The following is a 17,946-nucleotide window of genomic DNA, read 5'->3' as shown; positions in this document are numbered from 1 at the left end:
TAAACAATGTTCTATAAGAAAACTTTACTAAAACCTTTCAAAACTCTTAAATCTTTTAAATTAATAATAATGTCTTACTTTACTTAACTAACTTGTATCCCATTCCCCATATAGTTTCTATATAATTTTTGTTATTAACGCTTGCCAATTTATTTCTTAATCTACTTATATGTACATTTACAGTATTATCTTCTCCTAAAAACTCTTCCCCCCATACACTTTCAAAAATATTAGATTTACTATATACCTTTTTAGGATTAGTTAATAATAATTCTAATATTGCAAATTCTCTTGCTGTTAATGTAATAGTACTTTGTTCAACCTTCACCTCTTTACTTTCCATATTTAAAATAATATCTTTAAACTTCAAAAAATTTTCTTCACTATTTATTTCATTCGGATTAGAAAATTCCAAATATCTTCTTAAATTAGACTTAACTCTTGCAACAACTTCATCTGGATCAAAAGGCTTGCAAATAAAATCATCAGCTCCATTTTCTAATAACTCTAATTTAGTCTTTTTAGAAGTTTTTGCACTCACTACAATTATTGGAGTTTTTGTAATTTCTCTTATTTTTAATATCACCTCTTCTCCACTAATCCCTGGAATCATCAAATCAAGCAAAATTGTATCCCACTTTCCATTTTCTACACACATTAAAGCTTCAGTTCCTGAAAAAGCACTTCTTACTCTGTAACCCTTATTTTCTAAAATACTACAAAGCAATTTATTTATATCACTTTCATCTTCAACAATTAAAATCTTATTTTTCATATTCATACAATACCTACCTCTAAATACATAATTTATTTTTTATAATTAAAATTTCTATTAGTATATCCCTCTTAAATTTGTTATATAAATCAATTTATTACATTTTAATCCCACATATTATATTACATAATTATAAGACAATATCCAAGTTCAAAATCTAATCTGCTTTGTATTTATCTACATATATTTTTAATTCTAATAAAATGCTCAACAAACTTATCTAAAACAGCTGTAGAAATAAACTATCAATTAATTACACCTATAAGAGAAGATATTTATGAATATATTACTTCTTAATATAAATACCAAAAGCTTCAATATTAAGAATCTAATTAAATGTATTTTAATAGGCAATTAACAATGAATACTCTTGTTAATTGCCTATTAAAATTTTATATGTCCAATTTGTTATTTGTTTTTAAGTTTATCAACCACTAAAATATCTGCTGGAACCCACTTTTGATTATCTAACTCATCTAAAGTAATCCACTTAGCATCATTATGAACATTTAAATTTAATTTACCACCTGCTATTTGGCAAATAAAGCAATGCATCGTTAAATGAAAATTTGGATAATCATAATCTATTGTAGTTAAATATTCTAATTCATTTATATCTAACTCTAATTCTTCTTTAATTTCACGCTTAAGTGCTTCTTCTCTTGATTCTCCTGCTTCAATTTTCCCCCCTGGGAATTCCCACATATCAATAAATTCGCCATACCCCCTACGTGTAATAAATATTTTATCTTCTTTCTTAATTATTGCTGCAACTACTTCTATAGTTTTCATATGTATCTCCTCACTTTTTAAAATCATATATAAGTTCCAATAAAGTTTGTTCATTAATATAAAACTTACAATATTTACAAATAATATACCCAACTATTATGGTAAAGAACTTATATACTTCCACATTTTATCATTATAACCTTAAGTAAATATATTTTAAAGTCTAATTAAATACATCATATCTTTTTTAAGCCTAAAGCATACTATATCATGCTTTAGGCTATTTTCTATTTTAATATATTTTTCTTTTTATATTCTTTCCATTCTTTTGCATATTCTCCTAATACTTTACGAAGAACTTGACCAACTTTAGAATAAGATTCATCATTAAGATTTGCAAGAGATATTCTTATAGACCATTCTGGTCCATCAAATCCACTACCACTTAGTAAAACTATAGAAGATTGTTCTGCTAAACGTATAAGAATATCTACTGGTTTGTAACTTTCTTGTAAATACTTCACAAATTCATCATTATAATTATGATATGCCCACTCAAGTAAATCAAATTGTGTATAATAAGCAGCATCAAAAGGATCTTTTTGAAACTCTAATCCTAATCCATCAAACAAGAGTTTTTTACGACGACGACAAATATTTTTAGTTAGTTGTTTATATCTATCTTCTTTATCAATTATAGCAAATAAAGAAAAGAAAGCCATTTGTACTTGCTGTGGTGTTGATAATCCTGCAGTATGATTAAGAGCCACCTGACGACTATCAGCCACTATTCTATCAATAAAAGTAATGCTATCTGGATCAGTAGAAATTCCACCATAACGTCTTCTTGCTCTTTCTTTTTTATCTTCATCTTGTTCTCTTAATAATTTATCAAATACATTATCTTCATAAATTGCAATAGTTCCAAGACGCCATCCTGTTACTCCAAAATACTTTGAATATGAATATACTCCTATTGTATTGTATGGTAAATCTGCCATTAATGAACGAAAATCATCTACAAAGGTGCTATATACATCATCTGAAATAATCATTAAATTAGGATTATCATTTTCAACAATATTTTTTAATTGTTGAACAGTTTCTGATTTCATTGCAACAGAAGGTGGATTACTTGGATTAACTATAAACAACGCCTTTATAGATGGATCACTTATTTTCTCAATTTCTTTAGACGAATATTGCCATGTATGTCTACCATCTTCAGTTGTTTCATCAGCCATAATCTTTATAACTTCAAAATTATAACGTGGCAAATGAGGTATCTCAAGATAAGGTGTAAAAATTGGCGCCATAAGCGCTATCTTATCTCCTTTTGATAATATATTGTTTGCAATCAATGAATCAAAAATATAGCACATTGCTGCAGTAGCCCCTTCAACAGCAAATGTTTTAAATTTCCCTTCAAGAGGTTCATTATAACATAATTCTTGAATAAGGTAGTCATTAACTACACTTTCAACATGACGTAACATTCTATCTGGCTGAGGATAGTTGTCACCAATAATCCCATCTACTAACTCATAAATCCATTTATCAGGATCAAATCTTTTTACTGTTACACCATAATTAATCATTTTACTAAGAAGTTCAATTCCTGGAGCATCTTTATGTTTTTTTGTAAAATCTATAAAACGTTTTGCAATTCCTTCTTTATTGGGCATTCCAGCTAAATCACAATCATTCCATACTCTGCGACTTTCTGAAACGGCAAATTGACCAAAAGTAAAAAAAGCTTCTCTTGGTGTAGCTGCAATCCAATTAGGATTTCCTCTACCTGCATCTAGTAATGAATGTGTACCCCTTTTCTTCGATTCCTCAGCAAGATTAATTAATTTATCTTTAAGTTCAAATGGACTTATCTTCCCGTAAACTTCCTCTATTTCTTTGCGCTGAAGACTAAAATTATCCATATTATATTTCCTCCTTAGTAATAATCAACTTATTATTATAATAATTTATATATCTTTTAATCTATAATTCCATTAATTAAGCTATCACTTATATTATTCAAGTGTTCTAACTTAATTAAATATTTTTCTCATTGTTTAGTATATGTTCTTTTTCTAATGAAGATAATATTATAAATGTCTCAGTATTTCCAAACATTTGTATCTTTCCAATAAGTCTTTCTAGGCTTGGAATATCCTCAAGTCTAGCTTTTAAAATCTTACAATATGGTCCAGTAACATGATAACATTCTATTATAGACTCTTCATTCTTAATAAATTCCGTAAATTTTTCTGATCTTTGACCACTTATATCTATATTTATAAGCACATTGATTTTTTTTCCAAGTTTATCATAGTTTATTTTGGCTTTATAGCCTGTTATAATATTTTCCTCCTCAAGTCTTTTTACCCTCTCCGCAACTGCTGGTGCACTAAGTGATACCCTTTTAGCAAGTTCCTTCATAGGTATCCTTCCATCTTCTAAAAGTATCTCAATAATTCTGTAATCAGTAAAATCCATAAATATATCTCCTATAAAAATGCTTACTTTATTCTTAAAGATAATATCCAAATAACCTTAATATATGTTTACTTGGATATAATTATCAATTATCTAAATCAGCTTTATTTTACCATAACGATTTTATAGTTTGAATGCATTATATAAGGTAATTTAGTCTATCAACCTTATTAAATTATTTATTTTTTATAAATTCCTAATTTAAAAATATAGTAACTAATTTATAATTTAATTAATATATGTTCCAATTAAGTTAATAAATTTTTAATTTTTATAAAAAAATGTCTGTATTAATACTATATAATTAGAAATCCCTTAAAATATTTATAAGATTTTATTACTCATAAATATTTTAAAGAATATACATTAGTTTATAATATTTCTATATTTTTATTATAAAATTGGTATATGTAAATAAAACTTAAATAATATACTTTACATAAATTTAAATAAAATAAAACCATATTAGATTTCTCCAATACGGTTTTATTAATTACTAGTTAGTTATATTTCCAGTTGTTCCTGTTGCTGATGTATTTGTATTTTTAGTTTCATCTGTTGACGATTTTGAAGGTACATTTTTAGCTTGATTCTCCGTTTGAGGTTTTGTATCTACATTTTTAGTAGTTTCATTTGATGACTTTTCATCTACACTTCCATTTGTTTTATTAGTTGGGACTTTTGTATCTGCATTTTCAGTTGGCTTACTTACTTCTGGCTTTGTATTTTGATTTTCTTTATCTGTTTGTGGTTTTTCATCTAAATTTTTGTTTGTCACATCTGGTGCTATTTCTGTATTCTTATTTTCTTCATTTGTTGAAGTCTTTGAATTTGAATTTTTAGTTGTATCATGTGTTGATGCTTTTTTATCTTTATTTTTATCTTCCACCTCTGATGATTTTGTTACATCAGTTGATTGCTCCTTAGCATCAGCCTTTATATCAGAATTTGGAGTATGAGCAGACACCTTTTGAAAATAAAATCTTCCTAAAATCCCAATACTTATAATTAAAGTAATAGATATAATACCTATAAAAATCTTTTTATTCTTATTTCTATTTAAGATCTCTCTATCAGATTTATCTACAATTTTTGTGTCATCTGATGAAGTATTTATAATAGTTGTAAAATTTTCTTTTTTATTAATCCTTATTCTTTTATTCTCTTTTTTATCATTTGAAAATAAATTAGTTATATTTTTAGGCATATTCATTAATAAGGCTAGAACTCCAGTTGCTTCTACAGAGTCTACCTCCTTAAAATTTTCAGGTGATCTAATTATAACAGTAGGTTTATTATACTCTCCATCATCATAATCTACATATAGTGTAACTTTAAATTCATCATCTTTACTTAAAAAAGGTATGTACACATCTAAAATGTTATCCTTTATAGAGGAATCAAATTTTAATCCTTTTGTTATTTCAGCATCTCCAAAATTTAAATCTTTATGAGAATCATGTATATTTAATGTTATATTATGGATTGTTTTATTAGATAGGTTTCTAACGGTAAGAATATATGCATAAACATTTCTATTCTTTATTACTAAAGGTATGCCCTCACCTATATTGCATAATATCTTAGGTGCTAAATTCTTATAGTATTCTAATAGTAGTCCAGAGATAAATGATATTATTATGGTTATAATTGCAGTTTTAATAATACTTATCATGTCAATTTCGCTTCCTTGTGTTTTCAAATTTGTAATTAAATTATAAGGTAGATAAATATTTGTGTCAAACCCGAAATTTATTATAATAAACTAAAATTTAGATATAATAAAACATAAGTGACAAAATGGATTTATTTATGGTAATCAAGCATTTATTTAAATTAGATTTTATTAATTGTTCTTTTATTAAATCGTTAGTATACATATAAGAAAAAAGCCACATTAAATGTGACTTTTGATTATAGAATCATATATTTTACTTTAACCCCTTCAATATCAAGCAAATCATTTTCAAATACTTTTACTTTATCTAAGTTAGAATTAATATGTAAAATTATTAATCCTTGCTCAGAACAAGAATCCTGACTAAGTTCATGAAGACCTATTCTAGTTTTTATAATACATCCATATTTAGTTAAAATAGTTTGAACCTCTTTAGCATGAACACTTCTTGGATCAATAGTTATTGCCATAATGGTAGTTTCCATAAATCACATCTCCTTATTCTATGTTTTAGATTATTATTACCAAATAAATCAAATTGATACTTTAATATTTATAAAATGTTATACTTAAATTAATCTGAATATAGTTAATTGTTCATAATAATACTAACTTCACCTTATATTTAAATCTACTAAACCTGACGTAATGATCATTGATAAATACCATAATCCAGTTGATTACTATAAGTTTCACGACTATGTAAATAGCATGAAAAAAACTTAGTTATGATCAACTGTTTAAAATAAAAAAGAGCTATCACAGAATTGATGATATAAATTTATTCTGAACAGCTCCTACTAATTTTATAAAAAATATTTTTCAGTATCTATATTTAATGCTTTCCATTTATTTTACAAGCAACAACTTGATTTTCTATATCCTTTGAAATCACATCGGAGTACAAATCTCTATGATTTTTAAACCATGTACTAGCATATGAACATGTGGCTGTTGCTTTAAGACCTTCCTTGCGTAAATAATCTACAACAACTAACATTGCCTCCCCAGCTACACCCTTTCCTCGTAAAATTGAATTAACATAAACATGATCTATATTTATCTCACTATTCTTGTTATGAGTAAAAGTAACTTCGGCCATCAATTCACCTTTTTCATCTATACTGTATATACGCTCATTTTCATATTTCCAATTCATATTTTTCTTCCTTTCTTTATCTATTCTCTTCCTTAAAACTATATTCTTTTAATACATTTAATAAATTTTAATCTAAAAAAATCCATCACAAACTCAACTGTCATGTATTTCATGGTAGAGGTGAATTGCAACACTCATAACCTCCACTATTATTTAAATTAAAATATATAAGTTCTATTAAAGATACTTCATATATTTCTTTAAACATTTTAATTATTGTTACTTTTAATTTGTTTACGTTTTTCATTAGGAGAACAGCCATATTCATCCTTAAATAACTTCACGAACATTTTATAATTTTTAAAACCATTATGTTCCACAATTTGAGAAATATTGTTATCTGTGTTTACAAGATCTATGTAAGCATGCTCCAGACGAATAGTGTTTAAGTATTTTAAAAATGTAATTCCCATATATTTTTTAAAAAAACGAGAGAAATATTCTGAGTTTAAATAAAGTTCACGTGCAACAGATTCAAGCGTTATATGCTCTGAATAATGTTTTTTTACATAATCTATGATTAAAGCTAATCTCTCTAGATATTTATCGCTGTTTTTGTTGTCAAATTTTTTATCTATTTTACTAAATTCCTTTACTAAAATGAATAGTAAATTAAAAATCAAACTGTTAATTTTAAGTTTATAGCCTGGTTCCTTTTTATTATAAACGACAAGAAAACTAACTAAAATTTCTTTCAATTTATTAATAGCAAGCATTTTTTCTGCAATAGTTGGATTACAAAAGAATTTTGTTGTAGACATATCTTCAATATAATTTTCACAAAACTGATAAGGTATCTGTAATACTACTGCCGTATTTCCATATTTACAGATTGTTGAGTGAACTTCAAGAGAATTAACAACTATTAAATCGTTTTCCTCCAAATTATAATCTACACCATTTATGTTTACTTCAAGACTTCCAGTTATAATGTATATAATTTCAATACTACGATGCCAGTGTTTCGAGATTATACTGCCTTTATCATCATAATATTGGAACCTAACACTAATATCTTCATTAATATTTATCGTTTCATGTTCAAAATCCATATAATCACCTTTTATTATATTTATTGTTTGAATTATAGCATAACAATATTCTACTAACAATAAGAACATGTACACAATGTGCCACGGAAATTAGAAGAACATTCCATCTTGGTTTGTCGTGATTCAATTACACCAAATAAGGAATGTTCTTATATATTTTGCTAATCATTATTGTTTTTTTATTGATTCTAAATTTACTTTTTTAATTATATCTATGTACTATTTCTATATTAAGTTTATAAGTATGCATTTTGTTCCAAACTTTTAATTTGATTTACTTCTTTTTTGTAGTTCTTTTAATATAGTAGGATATTCTTTATCTAGCTTATATAAAATTAATATTCCTATCTGAACTATAGTTATAATTATAGGTATGTATATATATAGTGCTTTTATAGCAAATATAGTTGTAGCACTTTGTACACTAGCAGTACCTACGTACCCTGAAGCTGATAATATCCAACCTATAGAAGCTGCTCCGAGACCTCCACCAACTTTAAATCCAAAACTTGCTGCACTATTAGTCAAACCTTCTATTCTCACTCCAGTTTTCCATTCGCCATATTCAATAGTATCTGATACCATAGCAAACATACAAGCTGCTATACCTGCTAAACCTATGCCTTTTATAATATTGCCTGCAAGTAGTAATTGTATATTTTTTTGAGATATTGCTATTATAATATATCCTAATATAATAATAGCAGATCCTAATATCATAATGTTCCTCTTACCAAATTTTTTAATCAATCCAGCTACTAAAAACATAGCAACAATTTGTGATAAACTCGTTGCTGTAGTTAACATTCCAACAAGTTCTTTATTGCCTAATACAACTTCAGCATAGTAAACAGTAGCCCCTCCATTTATAGTCAGACCAATAAATATTAATATTAATATTAATGTGATATACATCCAATATTTATTTTGAAAAAGAACTTTTAAACCAACTTTTATAGGTACATCTTCTTTTGCTTTTGATTCATCTGCTGGCTTTACTCTTTCCTTTGTTCCTAAAAAAGTAAATAAGAATAATCCTGCAGCAACCACACCAAATAATGCAAAAGTATATGACCATGCTCTCGTATTATTTCCAAACATTTTAACTACTGGTAAAGTTAATAAAGCAATTCCCATTGATCCTACTGTTGATAATATCATTCTGAATATACTAAGTACTGAACGTTCATATTGATCTTGTGTAATAAGTGCATTTAATGTTGCATATGGTACATTAATTGCTGTGTATATTATTGTAGATACCAAGTTGTAAGTGATAAAAATATATATTAGTTTACCATTAGCACTTAAACTAGTCGGGACTGAAAATAGTAGCACACCACCTATTGCAAAAGGAATTGCCATCTTGATTATCCATGGTCTAGCTTTACCATATTTTGATTTAGTTCTATCTACTATAATTCCCATTGTCAAATCAGCTATACAGTCTAAAAAACGTGATATAAGCATTATTGTTCCAACTGCGGCTGCACTTACTCCAATTACATCTGTATAATAAAATATTAAAAATGTTGAAATGGCTGCATATATAATATTATTTGCTAAATCTCCTGATCCAAAAGCTAACCTTTCTATAAAGCCAACTGAGTTTACATTGTTTTTATTTTGATTTATCATACTGCATCCTCCTTAATTTTAATTAAATGTCTTTAGCTTTCTATGCAAAATGTATTAATAGAATGTGCCTTTATAATAGTAGAAAAACTTACACCTTGATGCTTAAATGTGAACTCACGATCTATATCCATTGCATTTCCAACAATAACTACTAATTCTCCATTAGGATTCTCGAATACAAGAGAGTTTGATGTCCAGTGTCCCTTAGTTACTATTCTTTTTGCTCCTGGCTTTACAAAATGTGAAAAATGCTTCATAACATAAAACTCTGGTTCATATACTACTTCTTTTGTTTTTGGATTAATTGTTATCATTGTATTTTGTTCCCAACCCCAAGTACTTACTCCGCCTTTAGGAAGTACCATATTCCAATAAACATAGCTTTCAACATTGTGCACGAAATAATGCCAGAAAAGTCCAAAAACATATTCTGCATGTTGCCATGTATTTTGACCATCTCCACATTCATTTTCTGTTTGCATAAGTCTTATTTCTGGATAACTTAATTCAGTTTGTTCAATTACATGTTTTCCACCCCATTGAAAACCTACTCCTGATATATACTTTCTTGCTTCTTTATCAGATAGTACTGTATTTACACATTGATCATAAAATTGTGAGAATGGAGCACAGCCTGGCAGAGATATCTGAAAATCTAGAAATGGGCCGTTAATTGTGCCAAGCCAAATTTCTGAATCTATACCCTTTTCCTTGAACACTGGTCCAAGATGATTTTTAATAAAATCTCTCATTTCTTTTCCTGTCCACATACATGATGGGAATTTTTGATCAGCATGAGGTTCATTTTGAATATGAACTTGTTCAATTTTTACTCCACATTTCTTATATTCCTCTACATACTTAGCAAAGTAATTTGCATAAGTTTGTAAATTTTCTTGTTCCCAAGATAATGTTCCAAAATTATATGCTTTCTTTGTTTTCATCCATGTTGGAGGACTCCAAGGTGAAGCAAACAATGCCATATCTGACTTACGATTTAATGCTTCTCTTAAATATGGTAATAAATGTTCTTCATCTCTTTTTATAGTAAAATCTTTTAATTCATAATCTCCATTTGTTTCATCATAACTATGCCATTGTAATGCATAGTCACTAGCTCCAATTGGTAAACGTCCTATATTAAAATTCAAACCGTCTTCTGTAAATAAATTATCTAAAATTTCTTTTCTCTTATTTTCATCTACTTTTTTTAAAATATCCCAACTAATTTCATTAAAGCAACCACCAAAGCCTTTTAAAGTTTGTTTAGTTTCATTTGTTATTTCTAAAGTGTCTTCATATTCTTTATTTTCTACTGTTCCCTTTTTCCAAAAATCTTTTCCATTACTATAAATGTGTTTAATGCTTTTCATCATCTTCACCCTTTTCATCAATTTTTATAATTGTTATCCTTTACATTTATATTTTACAAAAATCATTTCCTTCTTTTAAGTAACTTTCTTGACTAAAAAATAGTAGTTTTTTGACTTTGTCCATAAAATAAAAGTTACATATTTGTCTAAAGGAGAAATTAAATATTTGACTACAATTACTAAACCTCCAAATGATGGTGGACAAATAATTATTTCACCTGGACAATCTCTTATTGTTTATCTTGGTGGTTTCCTACCTGTTGCATTTGATAGTGCAATAATTGCTTTGGGTTAGTGGGAAGAAATAATATGTGAACATTTTGATTGCTATTGTTAAAATAAGTCTTTTGTTTATTGTTCAAAGTCTTTATCTACAGAAAACAAAAAGCAATATGTCATATTTATTATATATACTCCTTAAGTTTATGCGCATTAAAAAAAGTGGGCTGTCTAAAATAGAAATTTACTTTCTACTTTGAAACAATCCACTATATATCTATCTTCTGGATGAGATATCATATTATTATATCTTGTTTATTCATGAAATTTATAACCCTTAATAAAAAACACCCTTATGCCAATTATTATGTACATAAGAGTATTTTTTATTAAGGGTGGCTTACTTTTTAGTGCTTTTTATGGGCTACTAATAATTTGTGTAATACAGCAATACTATTATCCTATACACACGTAAGAATTATAATTACCTATAACATTCCTAAGAATGTCTCCATGAATTTGTCAGCAAAAAAGCTCTGTGCTTGATAGGTTAGGTGTAACCCATTATTAGGAATATTCATTGGACCATCAAACTCCTTAAATTTTTTATCCATATCATTGAGAATACATCCGTTTTCTAGAGCTACTTCACGAATTATTTTATTATAAGCATCATCAAATTCGACATTATATGTCCATCGTTTTTCCGCTACAGCAATTTCCATTCTCTCTGTATCATATCCTGATAATGTGTTAAAAATAATGCGGCTACCCTTATGGCGTAAGATTTTTGCTATATAATTCATGTTCTTGTGGTACTCCTCCTGGCTCACATTTGGTTTAGAGTACACATCGTTATTCTGACGCATATCGTTAATTCCTATAAACACTGCTGTAATCTGTGGTTTATATCGCAATACCCTATTATATATATTTGAAATCGTCTGAGGAGTTGTATCACCAGTAACGCTAGCGTCTATAAGTTTAATACCTGAATATGGGGCAAGCACTCTGCGAACAACGTTAAAGAAGCTCTGGTAATCACTTACAAACGAGCATCCGATGAAAGCAAATGTGAATTCTAAATTCTTTAGTTTATCATCCATCTCCTTCTTGTATTTGGTATTTATATAATCAACCGAACTCTGAAGTTCCCTATCGAGTTCTTTATAGATCGTGTCCACATCCTCTATCGGATACCCAAACGCATAGGCTATCATTTCCCTGTTATTCTCAATCGATGGGATTCCGCCCTGATAAGCTTTAAACCGTATGTCCATATATTCATTACTATACTCTGAATTATTTATTAACTGTCTCATTTTAAACCACTATCCTTTCCAATATTAATTGTACATACACTATCTTGACAGAGAATTCTAGCTATAGCATCTTGAGCATTACCTCAAGAAACTTATCAGCAAAGAAACATTGTGCCTGATAGGTAAGATTCAACCCATCATTAGGTATGTTAATCAGACCATCGAATTTGTTGAATTTTTCAGCCATATCGTTTAAGGTGCAGCCATTTTGCTCGGCTACCTCACGAATAATGTTGTTGTACTCATCCCAGATATCCACATTGTATGTCCAATTCATATGCACAAATGACTTTTCTACTATTACATTATCAAATGGTGGAAGTGTATTAAATATAATTTTACTTTTATAGTGACGCAAAACCTTTGCCATATAGTCTATATTTCCTCGGTATTCATCTGGTGAACATACCGGTTTGGAATATATATCATTGTTCTGGTGCATGTCATTTATACCAATTAACACCGAAGTAATCATAGGTTTTTCACTAACCACAAGGTCGTAGATATGCTGGATTGTTTGATTGGAATTATCACCTGTTGCAGCAGCACAAACCATTTTAATCTTGGTATATGGCTCAAACACTTTACGAAGAACGTTGAAAAAGCTCTGATATTCGCTGACAAACTGATCTCCAATGAAGACAAAAGTTGCCTCCAACTTAGAGAGCTTCTCATCCATTTCACTTTTGTACTTCTTATTAATGAAATTAACTGACAATTGAAGTTCTTCATCCAGTTGTCTGAATACCTCATTTACCTTTTCCATGGGATAACCATATACACGAGAAATCTTTTTTTTATCATTTTCCATTGGTACTGTATGTTTGTATAGATTCATGCGTGTAATAACATAGCTATTAAAAAAATGGCCTGAATACCTATCTTTATTCTTTGTCATTTTCTTCTCATTCCTTTCTTTTATTGTATTTTCTTAATTTCTACAAGTAGTAAATATAGTTTTATAATGATTGGTTTTCATGTTTCAATAGGTTTATATCCTAACTCCTTCTGTAATTGCTTGAAAAAGCAAAAACATTTGTTCCATTTATTGTGAATTATAGCATTTACTTCTTATTTGTCAATCCTACTAATTTTTTATCCGATATTATTCTGATTGATTTTTGATAATGTTTTAATAAATGACATTTGATTATGCCCCAAATCCGTCTTCTTAATTATCTCCCTTCACAGATTTTCATATATTAGTGTTTACCCATGCTAGGCACACCAAAAGGAAGAAGGAGTACCTTCTATTATAGATACTCCTTCTTCTTTATTTATATGTTTTGCTAAACTATCATTTATAGTTAGCCTTAGTTAATCTATTTCTCTTAATTAATTGTTATCTCAGATATTATCATATGTAACAATTATTTATACTATTTAAATTTTTATCTTCTGTCTTCTTAGTTTAATATTATTTTTTTATCAATATTCTTATTAGAATATAATGCTTCAGTAGCTCCATTACTAGCAATTACTTCTTTATACCAATTAAAGCTTTTTTTCTTATAACGCTTTAATGTCCCAGTCCCATCGTCGTGACGATCTACGTATATAAAACCATAACGTTTCTTTAATTGAGCCGTAGTGAAGCTGACTAAATCAATACATCCCCAAGAAGTGTACCCCATTAATTCTACTCCATCCTCAATTGCTTCTGCTACTTGAACTAAATGATCTCTTAAATAAGAAATTCTGTAGTCATCTAATACCGTTTTGGTTCCATCTTCTAACTCAACTAATTCATCAACTGCTCCTAATCCATTTTCCACAATAAATAATGGTTTTTGGTAACGATCATATAAGGTATTAAGATAATATCTAAGCCCTTTAGGATCAATCTGCCATCCCCATTCACTTGCTTCTAAATAAGGATTCGGTACTCCACCAATAATATTTCCTTCACCAGATTCAATCGAAGCATCACTAGATTCACAAATACTCATATAATAGCTAAAAGAAATAAAATCAACAGTATTTTTTAATACTTCTTTATCTTCTGTTGTAATATTTAATTCAATATTATTTTCTTTAAAGAATCTTTTAGCATATGATGGATACTGACCTCGTACTTGAATATCTGAAAAGAAGAAATTTTCTCTCTCTTTATTCAGAGTCGCCCAAACATCATCAGGTGATGGAGTCATTGGATAGACAGGCATACCTAAAATCATACACCCTATTTTAGCATCAGGGATAATTTCATGACACATTTTTACTGCCCTTGCACTTGCCACTAATTCATGATGAATTGCTTGGTAAATATCTTGTTTACTTAATTCTTCTAAAGGTGTATAAATTCCTCCACTTAAAAAAGGTGCATGAGTAATCGAATTAATCTCATTAAAAGTTAGCCAGTATTTTACTTTATCTTTATAACGTTTAAAAACTGTGCAAACATAGTGTGTGAAAAAATCAATCATTTTACGACTTTTCCAACCATCATAGCTTTTAGATAAATGTAGTGGTGTTTCATAATGAGATAAAGTTACTAATGGTTGTATTCCATATTTCAAGCATTCATCAAAAATATCATCATAAAATTGCAATCCCTGCTCATTTGCCTCTTTTTCATCTCCCATTGGGAATATTCTTGACCAAGCAATTGATAATCTAAAAACCTTAAATCCCATTTCTGCAAGAAGCTTAATATCGTCTTTATATGTATGATAAAAATCTATACCTATAAGTTTCATATTATCTTGTGTAGGCTCTAATGTGGGACCAGCTTTTATTCCCTTTGGTGCTACATCTTGCACACTTAATCCTTTACCATCAATGTTATATGCTCCTTCACATTGGTTGGCTGCAACTGCACCACCCCATAAAAAGTTTTCTGGAAAGTTTGTTTTCATAATTAATCTCCCATTTTTTCATTATTTTTTATTATACTAATACTCTCTTCATCTAATAGTAGATTATATAAAGCCCCATAAAGATTAGCGTCATTATTAAATTTTGTAGCCTCAATAATGGGACAATGTACTGACTTTTGCAATAATGGTTCTCTCATTCTCAATCTATTAAATGAATTTTGAATTCCTTCAATTACTATTTTATTTGCACTGATTCCTCCTCCTATTACGTACTTCTCTAACTCCAAAATACATTGAATATTGTTGATAAGTTCAGCAATACTATCACAATAATCTTTAAATACTTTATTTGCAAAATCATTACCAGAAATGATAGCTTCGAATACAACTTCTCCATTTAAAGGATCTTCTAAACCTAAATATTCTCCAATTATCTTTACCATTCTTACAGCTGAAGCATTAAATCCATAAAACTTTAAATCACTAGTCTCTTCTGATTTATTTATCATGAAACTAATTTCACCTGCCGAATAATTCTTTCCTTTTCTTAATTTTTTATCTAATACTATTCCACCTCCAATTCCTGTACCAAGTATAATTGCAGCACCATCATCAACATCTTGTAAATTACCTAACCACATCTCTGCAAGAGCTGCTGCCTTCCCATCATTTTCTACTGCAACAGGAATTCTATATTTATTATGTAAAATTGATACTATAGGACACTTATCTAAAAAAGCTAAATTTCCACCTCCATAAATTACACCTTTCTTTGTATCCACTTTTCCTGGAGTACTAATACCAACCCCACTTATATATTCAGATTGTTCTTCCACTATTTCTGATAAATCTAATATTAAGTCATTTATGTTTTTTGAAGTTCTTTTTTTATTTTTAGAAATAAGATTACCTGAATGATCTAAAATTCCATATTTAATAAAAGTTCCTCCAATGTCTATACTTAAATAATGTTTATTATCCATATTATCCTTCCTTTTAATATTATTCTTTCCTTAAATATTGTTATTCATTTTACTTATTATTTTAAAACTATGGTATTAAATGAATGTCCTTCTAATTCAACTTTAAATACATTATCTTCAAATTCAATATTAGCAATCCTTGATTCATCATTTTTAAATGTATAAAATTCATAATCTTTACGCTTGTATTTGTTTCCTTTTTTGTAAATCACTAATAATGGTTGTATATAATTTATCTAGTTTATAAAATTTAAGTAAAACAATTTGTATACCAGCTAAAATCATAGGTAACCAGGTAAACAATATGTTAATAGCACTTATAGCTGTATCTGGTTGAACAATGGCTTCTCCATTATAATTACTAAATGCTAATAACCAACCTACTATAGCTGTACCCAAGCCCATACCAATTTTTAATCCGAAGTTTCCCGCACTATAAATTAGCCCTTCAGTCCTTACATTTGTTTTCCATTCCCCATACTCGATTGTGTCTGCTAATAAAGCAAAAATAGTAGCAAAAACCAGAGCATTCCCAGTCCCTTTAACAATGATAGACACATAAATTAATGTGACACTTTTTAAATCTATCAAAGCGATTAACGAACCTAAGATAAAAATAAATGAACCCAAAATTGCAGTATTTCGTTTTCTATATTTTTTGATTAATGGCATAGCAATGATTAACATCACAATCAATGTAGGGATATTTTGTGCAATTGATAGCCCACCAACTAAATTTTTGTCATTAAGTATATACTGGGCATAATAAATCATACTTCCACCCATAATTCCCATACTCATAAATACTACAACCAATAATAAGACTATAATAATCCAATATTTATTTTTAATTAACGTTTTCATTCCATCCATAAATGAAATATTTTTTGACTTTTCCTCGGTTACTGCAATAACTCTTTCTTTTGTTGTTTTAAATGTTACAAAAAACATAATTGTAGCAATAATGCCAAATACACAGAAAGTTAAAATCCATGCATGTTGTCCCCCTCCAAATAAAGATACGAGAGGCAAAACCAAGGCGCTTACACAAAGCGATCCAGATGTTGAACAAAACATTCTATAAATATTGATTTCTGATCTTTCATATTGATCTTGAGTCATCAAGGAATTTAATACACCGTATGGAATATTAATAGCTGTATAAATGACATTTAACAACACATAAGTTCCAACAATATAGACTAACTTTCCAGTCTGTCCTATATTAGGAACAGAAAAAAGTAGTATTGTGCTTATACCAAAAGGAATTGCCATCCATAAAATCCATGGTCGAGCTTTTCCGTACTTCGTCTTTGTTTTATCGACCATAATACCTGCAATAATATCCATAAAACCGGCGATGATACGTACTACTAACATTAATGTACTAATTATAGCTGCTGTCATTCCCATTACATCAGTATAGAAATATAATATAAACATACTAAGTGAATTCCAAACCAAATTGCATGCAAAATCTCCTAATCCGTACCCAAATTTTTCATAAAATTTAATTTTTTCTTTCTTTTGTTCATTATAGTTCTTGGTAATTTCTAAATCCAACTTTATTCCCCCCTTCCAATTTTCAAATAAAATACTTGTACATAAAGCTAACCACTTTAGAATAAGTAACCGTTATCTTTATTGCACTTTCATTTTACAATTAACTTATGGTAGAATCTATATCATAAACAAATCGTTTT

The 17,946-nt window shown here is 28.4% G+C and carries 16 protein-coding genes; 1 reads left to right on the top strand and 15 read right to left on the bottom strand.

Annotation, left to right across the window (positions count from 1 at the left end; translation table 11 throughout):
• Positions 1 to 79: 79 nt before the first annotated feature.
• From ACYUET_RS02360 to ACYUET_RS02315, 10 genes are all read right to left on the bottom strand, one after another.
• The gene (locus tag ACYUET_RS02360) at positions 80 to 781 is read right to left on the bottom strand and encodes a response regulator transcription factor (RefSeq protein ID WP_460277605.1); all 702 of its coding nucleotides are present in this window, start codon (positions 779 to 781) and stop codon (positions 80 to 82) included.
• Positions 782 to 1,183: 402 nt separating this feature from the next.
• Positions 1,184 to 1,567 carry an 8-oxo-dGTP diphosphatase MutT gene (gene mutT / locus ACYUET_RS02355; RefSeq protein ID WP_460277604.1) on the bottom strand — a complete coding sequence of 128 codons (384 nt, stop codon included), beginning with the start codon at positions 1,565 to 1,567 and terminating at the stop codon, positions 1,184 to 1,186.
• A gap of 227 nt (positions 1,568 to 1,794) precedes the next feature.
• Positions 1,795 to 3,441 (bottom strand): aspartate 4-decarboxylase, encoded by a 1,647-nt coding sequence (gene aspD / locus ACYUET_RS02350; protein ID WP_460277603.1) that lies wholly within the window; start codon positions 3,439 to 3,441, stop codon positions 1,795 to 1,797.
• A 115-nt stretch (positions 3,442 to 3,556) separates the two neighbouring features.
• The gene (locus ACYUET_RS02345) at positions 3,557 to 4,000 is read right to left on the bottom strand and encodes an Lrp/AsnC family transcriptional regulator (protein ID WP_460277602.1); all 444 of its coding nucleotides are present in this window, start codon (positions 3,998 to 4,000) and stop codon (positions 3,557 to 3,559) included.
• A 496-nt stretch (positions 4,001 to 4,496) separates the two neighbouring features.
• Positions 4,497 to 5,675 (bottom strand): hypothetical protein, encoded by a 1,179-nt coding sequence (locus tag ACYUET_RS02340; RefSeq protein WP_460277601.1) that lies wholly within the window; start codon positions 5,673 to 5,675, stop codon positions 4,497 to 4,499.
• Between the two features lie 239 nt (positions 5,676 to 5,914).
• On the bottom strand, positions 5,915 to 6,163 hold the full coding sequence (locus ACYUET_RS02335; RefSeq protein WP_460277599.1) for a CPF_0552 family protein: 249 nt from the start codon (positions 6,161 to 6,163) through the stop codon (positions 5,915 to 5,917).
• 350 nt (positions 6,164 to 6,513) lie between these two features.
• Positions 6,514 to 6,837 (bottom strand): GNAT family N-acetyltransferase, encoded by a 324-nt coding sequence (locus tag ACYUET_RS02330; protein WP_460277598.1) that lies wholly within the window; start codon positions 6,835 to 6,837, stop codon positions 6,514 to 6,516.
• A gap of 209 nt (positions 6,838 to 7,046) precedes the next feature.
• A complete protein-coding gene (locus tag ACYUET_RS02325; RefSeq protein ID WP_460277597.1) occupies positions 7,047 to 7,889 on the bottom strand; it encodes an AraC family transcriptional regulator in 843 nt (280 codons plus the stop codon).
• A gap of 264 nt (positions 7,890 to 8,153) precedes the next feature.
• Positions 8,154 to 9,527 carry an MFS transporter gene (locus tag ACYUET_RS02320; RefSeq protein WP_460277596.1) on the bottom strand — a complete coding sequence of 458 codons (1,374 nt, stop codon included), beginning with the start codon at positions 9,525 to 9,527 and terminating at the stop codon, positions 8,154 to 8,156.
• Positions 9,528 to 9,559: 32 nt separating this feature from the next.
• Entirely contained in the window at positions 9,560 to 10,900 is a 1,341-nt protein-coding gene (locus ACYUET_RS02315) for a glycoside hydrolase family 30 protein (RefSeq protein WP_460277594.1), read from the bottom strand.
• Positions 10,901 to 11,066: 166 nt separating this feature from the next.
• Here ACYUET_RS02315 and ACYUET_RS02310 point away from each other — a divergent pair, with 166 nt between their 5' ends.
• Positions 11,067 to 11,195 carry a hypothetical protein gene (locus tag ACYUET_RS02310; protein WP_460277593.1) on the top strand — a complete coding sequence of 43 codons (129 nt, stop codon included), beginning with the start codon at positions 11,067 to 11,069 and terminating at the stop codon, positions 11,193 to 11,195.
• Positions 11,196 to 11,607: 412 nt separating this feature from the next.
• On the opposite strand, the gene ACYUET_RS02305 is transcribed toward ACYUET_RS02310, so the two are convergent.
• The 5 genes from ACYUET_RS02305 to ACYUET_RS02285 all read right to left on the bottom strand — a co-directional run bounded on the left by ACYUET_RS02305 (position 11,608) and on the right by ACYUET_RS02285 (position 17,806).
• Positions 11,608 to 12,441, bottom strand: coding sequence for an SGNH/GDSL hydrolase family protein (locus ACYUET_RS02305; protein ID WP_460277591.1), 834 nt, complete (start codon positions 12,439 to 12,441; stop codon positions 11,608 to 11,610).
• Positions 12,442 to 12,502: 61 nt separating this feature from the next.
• A complete protein-coding gene (locus ACYUET_RS02300) occupies positions 12,503 to 13,339 on the bottom strand; it encodes an SGNH/GDSL hydrolase family protein (protein WP_460277590.1) in 837 nt (278 codons plus the stop codon).
• Positions 13,340 to 13,847: 508 nt separating this feature from the next.
• Complete coding sequence (locus ACYUET_RS02295) at positions 13,848 to 15,299, bottom strand: glycoside hydrolase family 1 protein (protein ID WP_460277588.1); 1,452 nt, start codon at positions 15,297 to 15,299, stop codon at positions 13,848 to 13,850.
• 2 nt (positions 15,300 to 15,301) lie between these two features.
• On the bottom strand, positions 15,302 to 16,243 hold the full coding sequence (locus ACYUET_RS02290; protein ID WP_460277586.1) for an ROK family protein: 942 nt from the start codon (positions 16,241 to 16,243) through the stop codon (positions 15,302 to 15,304).
• Between the two features lie 177 nt (positions 16,244 to 16,420).
• Positions 16,421 to 17,806, bottom strand: coding sequence for an MFS transporter (locus ACYUET_RS02285; protein ID WP_460277584.1), 1,386 nt, complete (start codon positions 17,804 to 17,806; stop codon positions 16,421 to 16,423).
• Positions 17,807 to 17,946 lie beyond the last annotated feature (140 nt).

It is taken from the genome of Clostridium sp. CTA-5 (genome assembly GCF_054768135.1).
The sequence above is the reverse complement of the archived record's forward strand: the minus strand, read 5'-3'. Positions and strand labels throughout refer to the sequence as shown.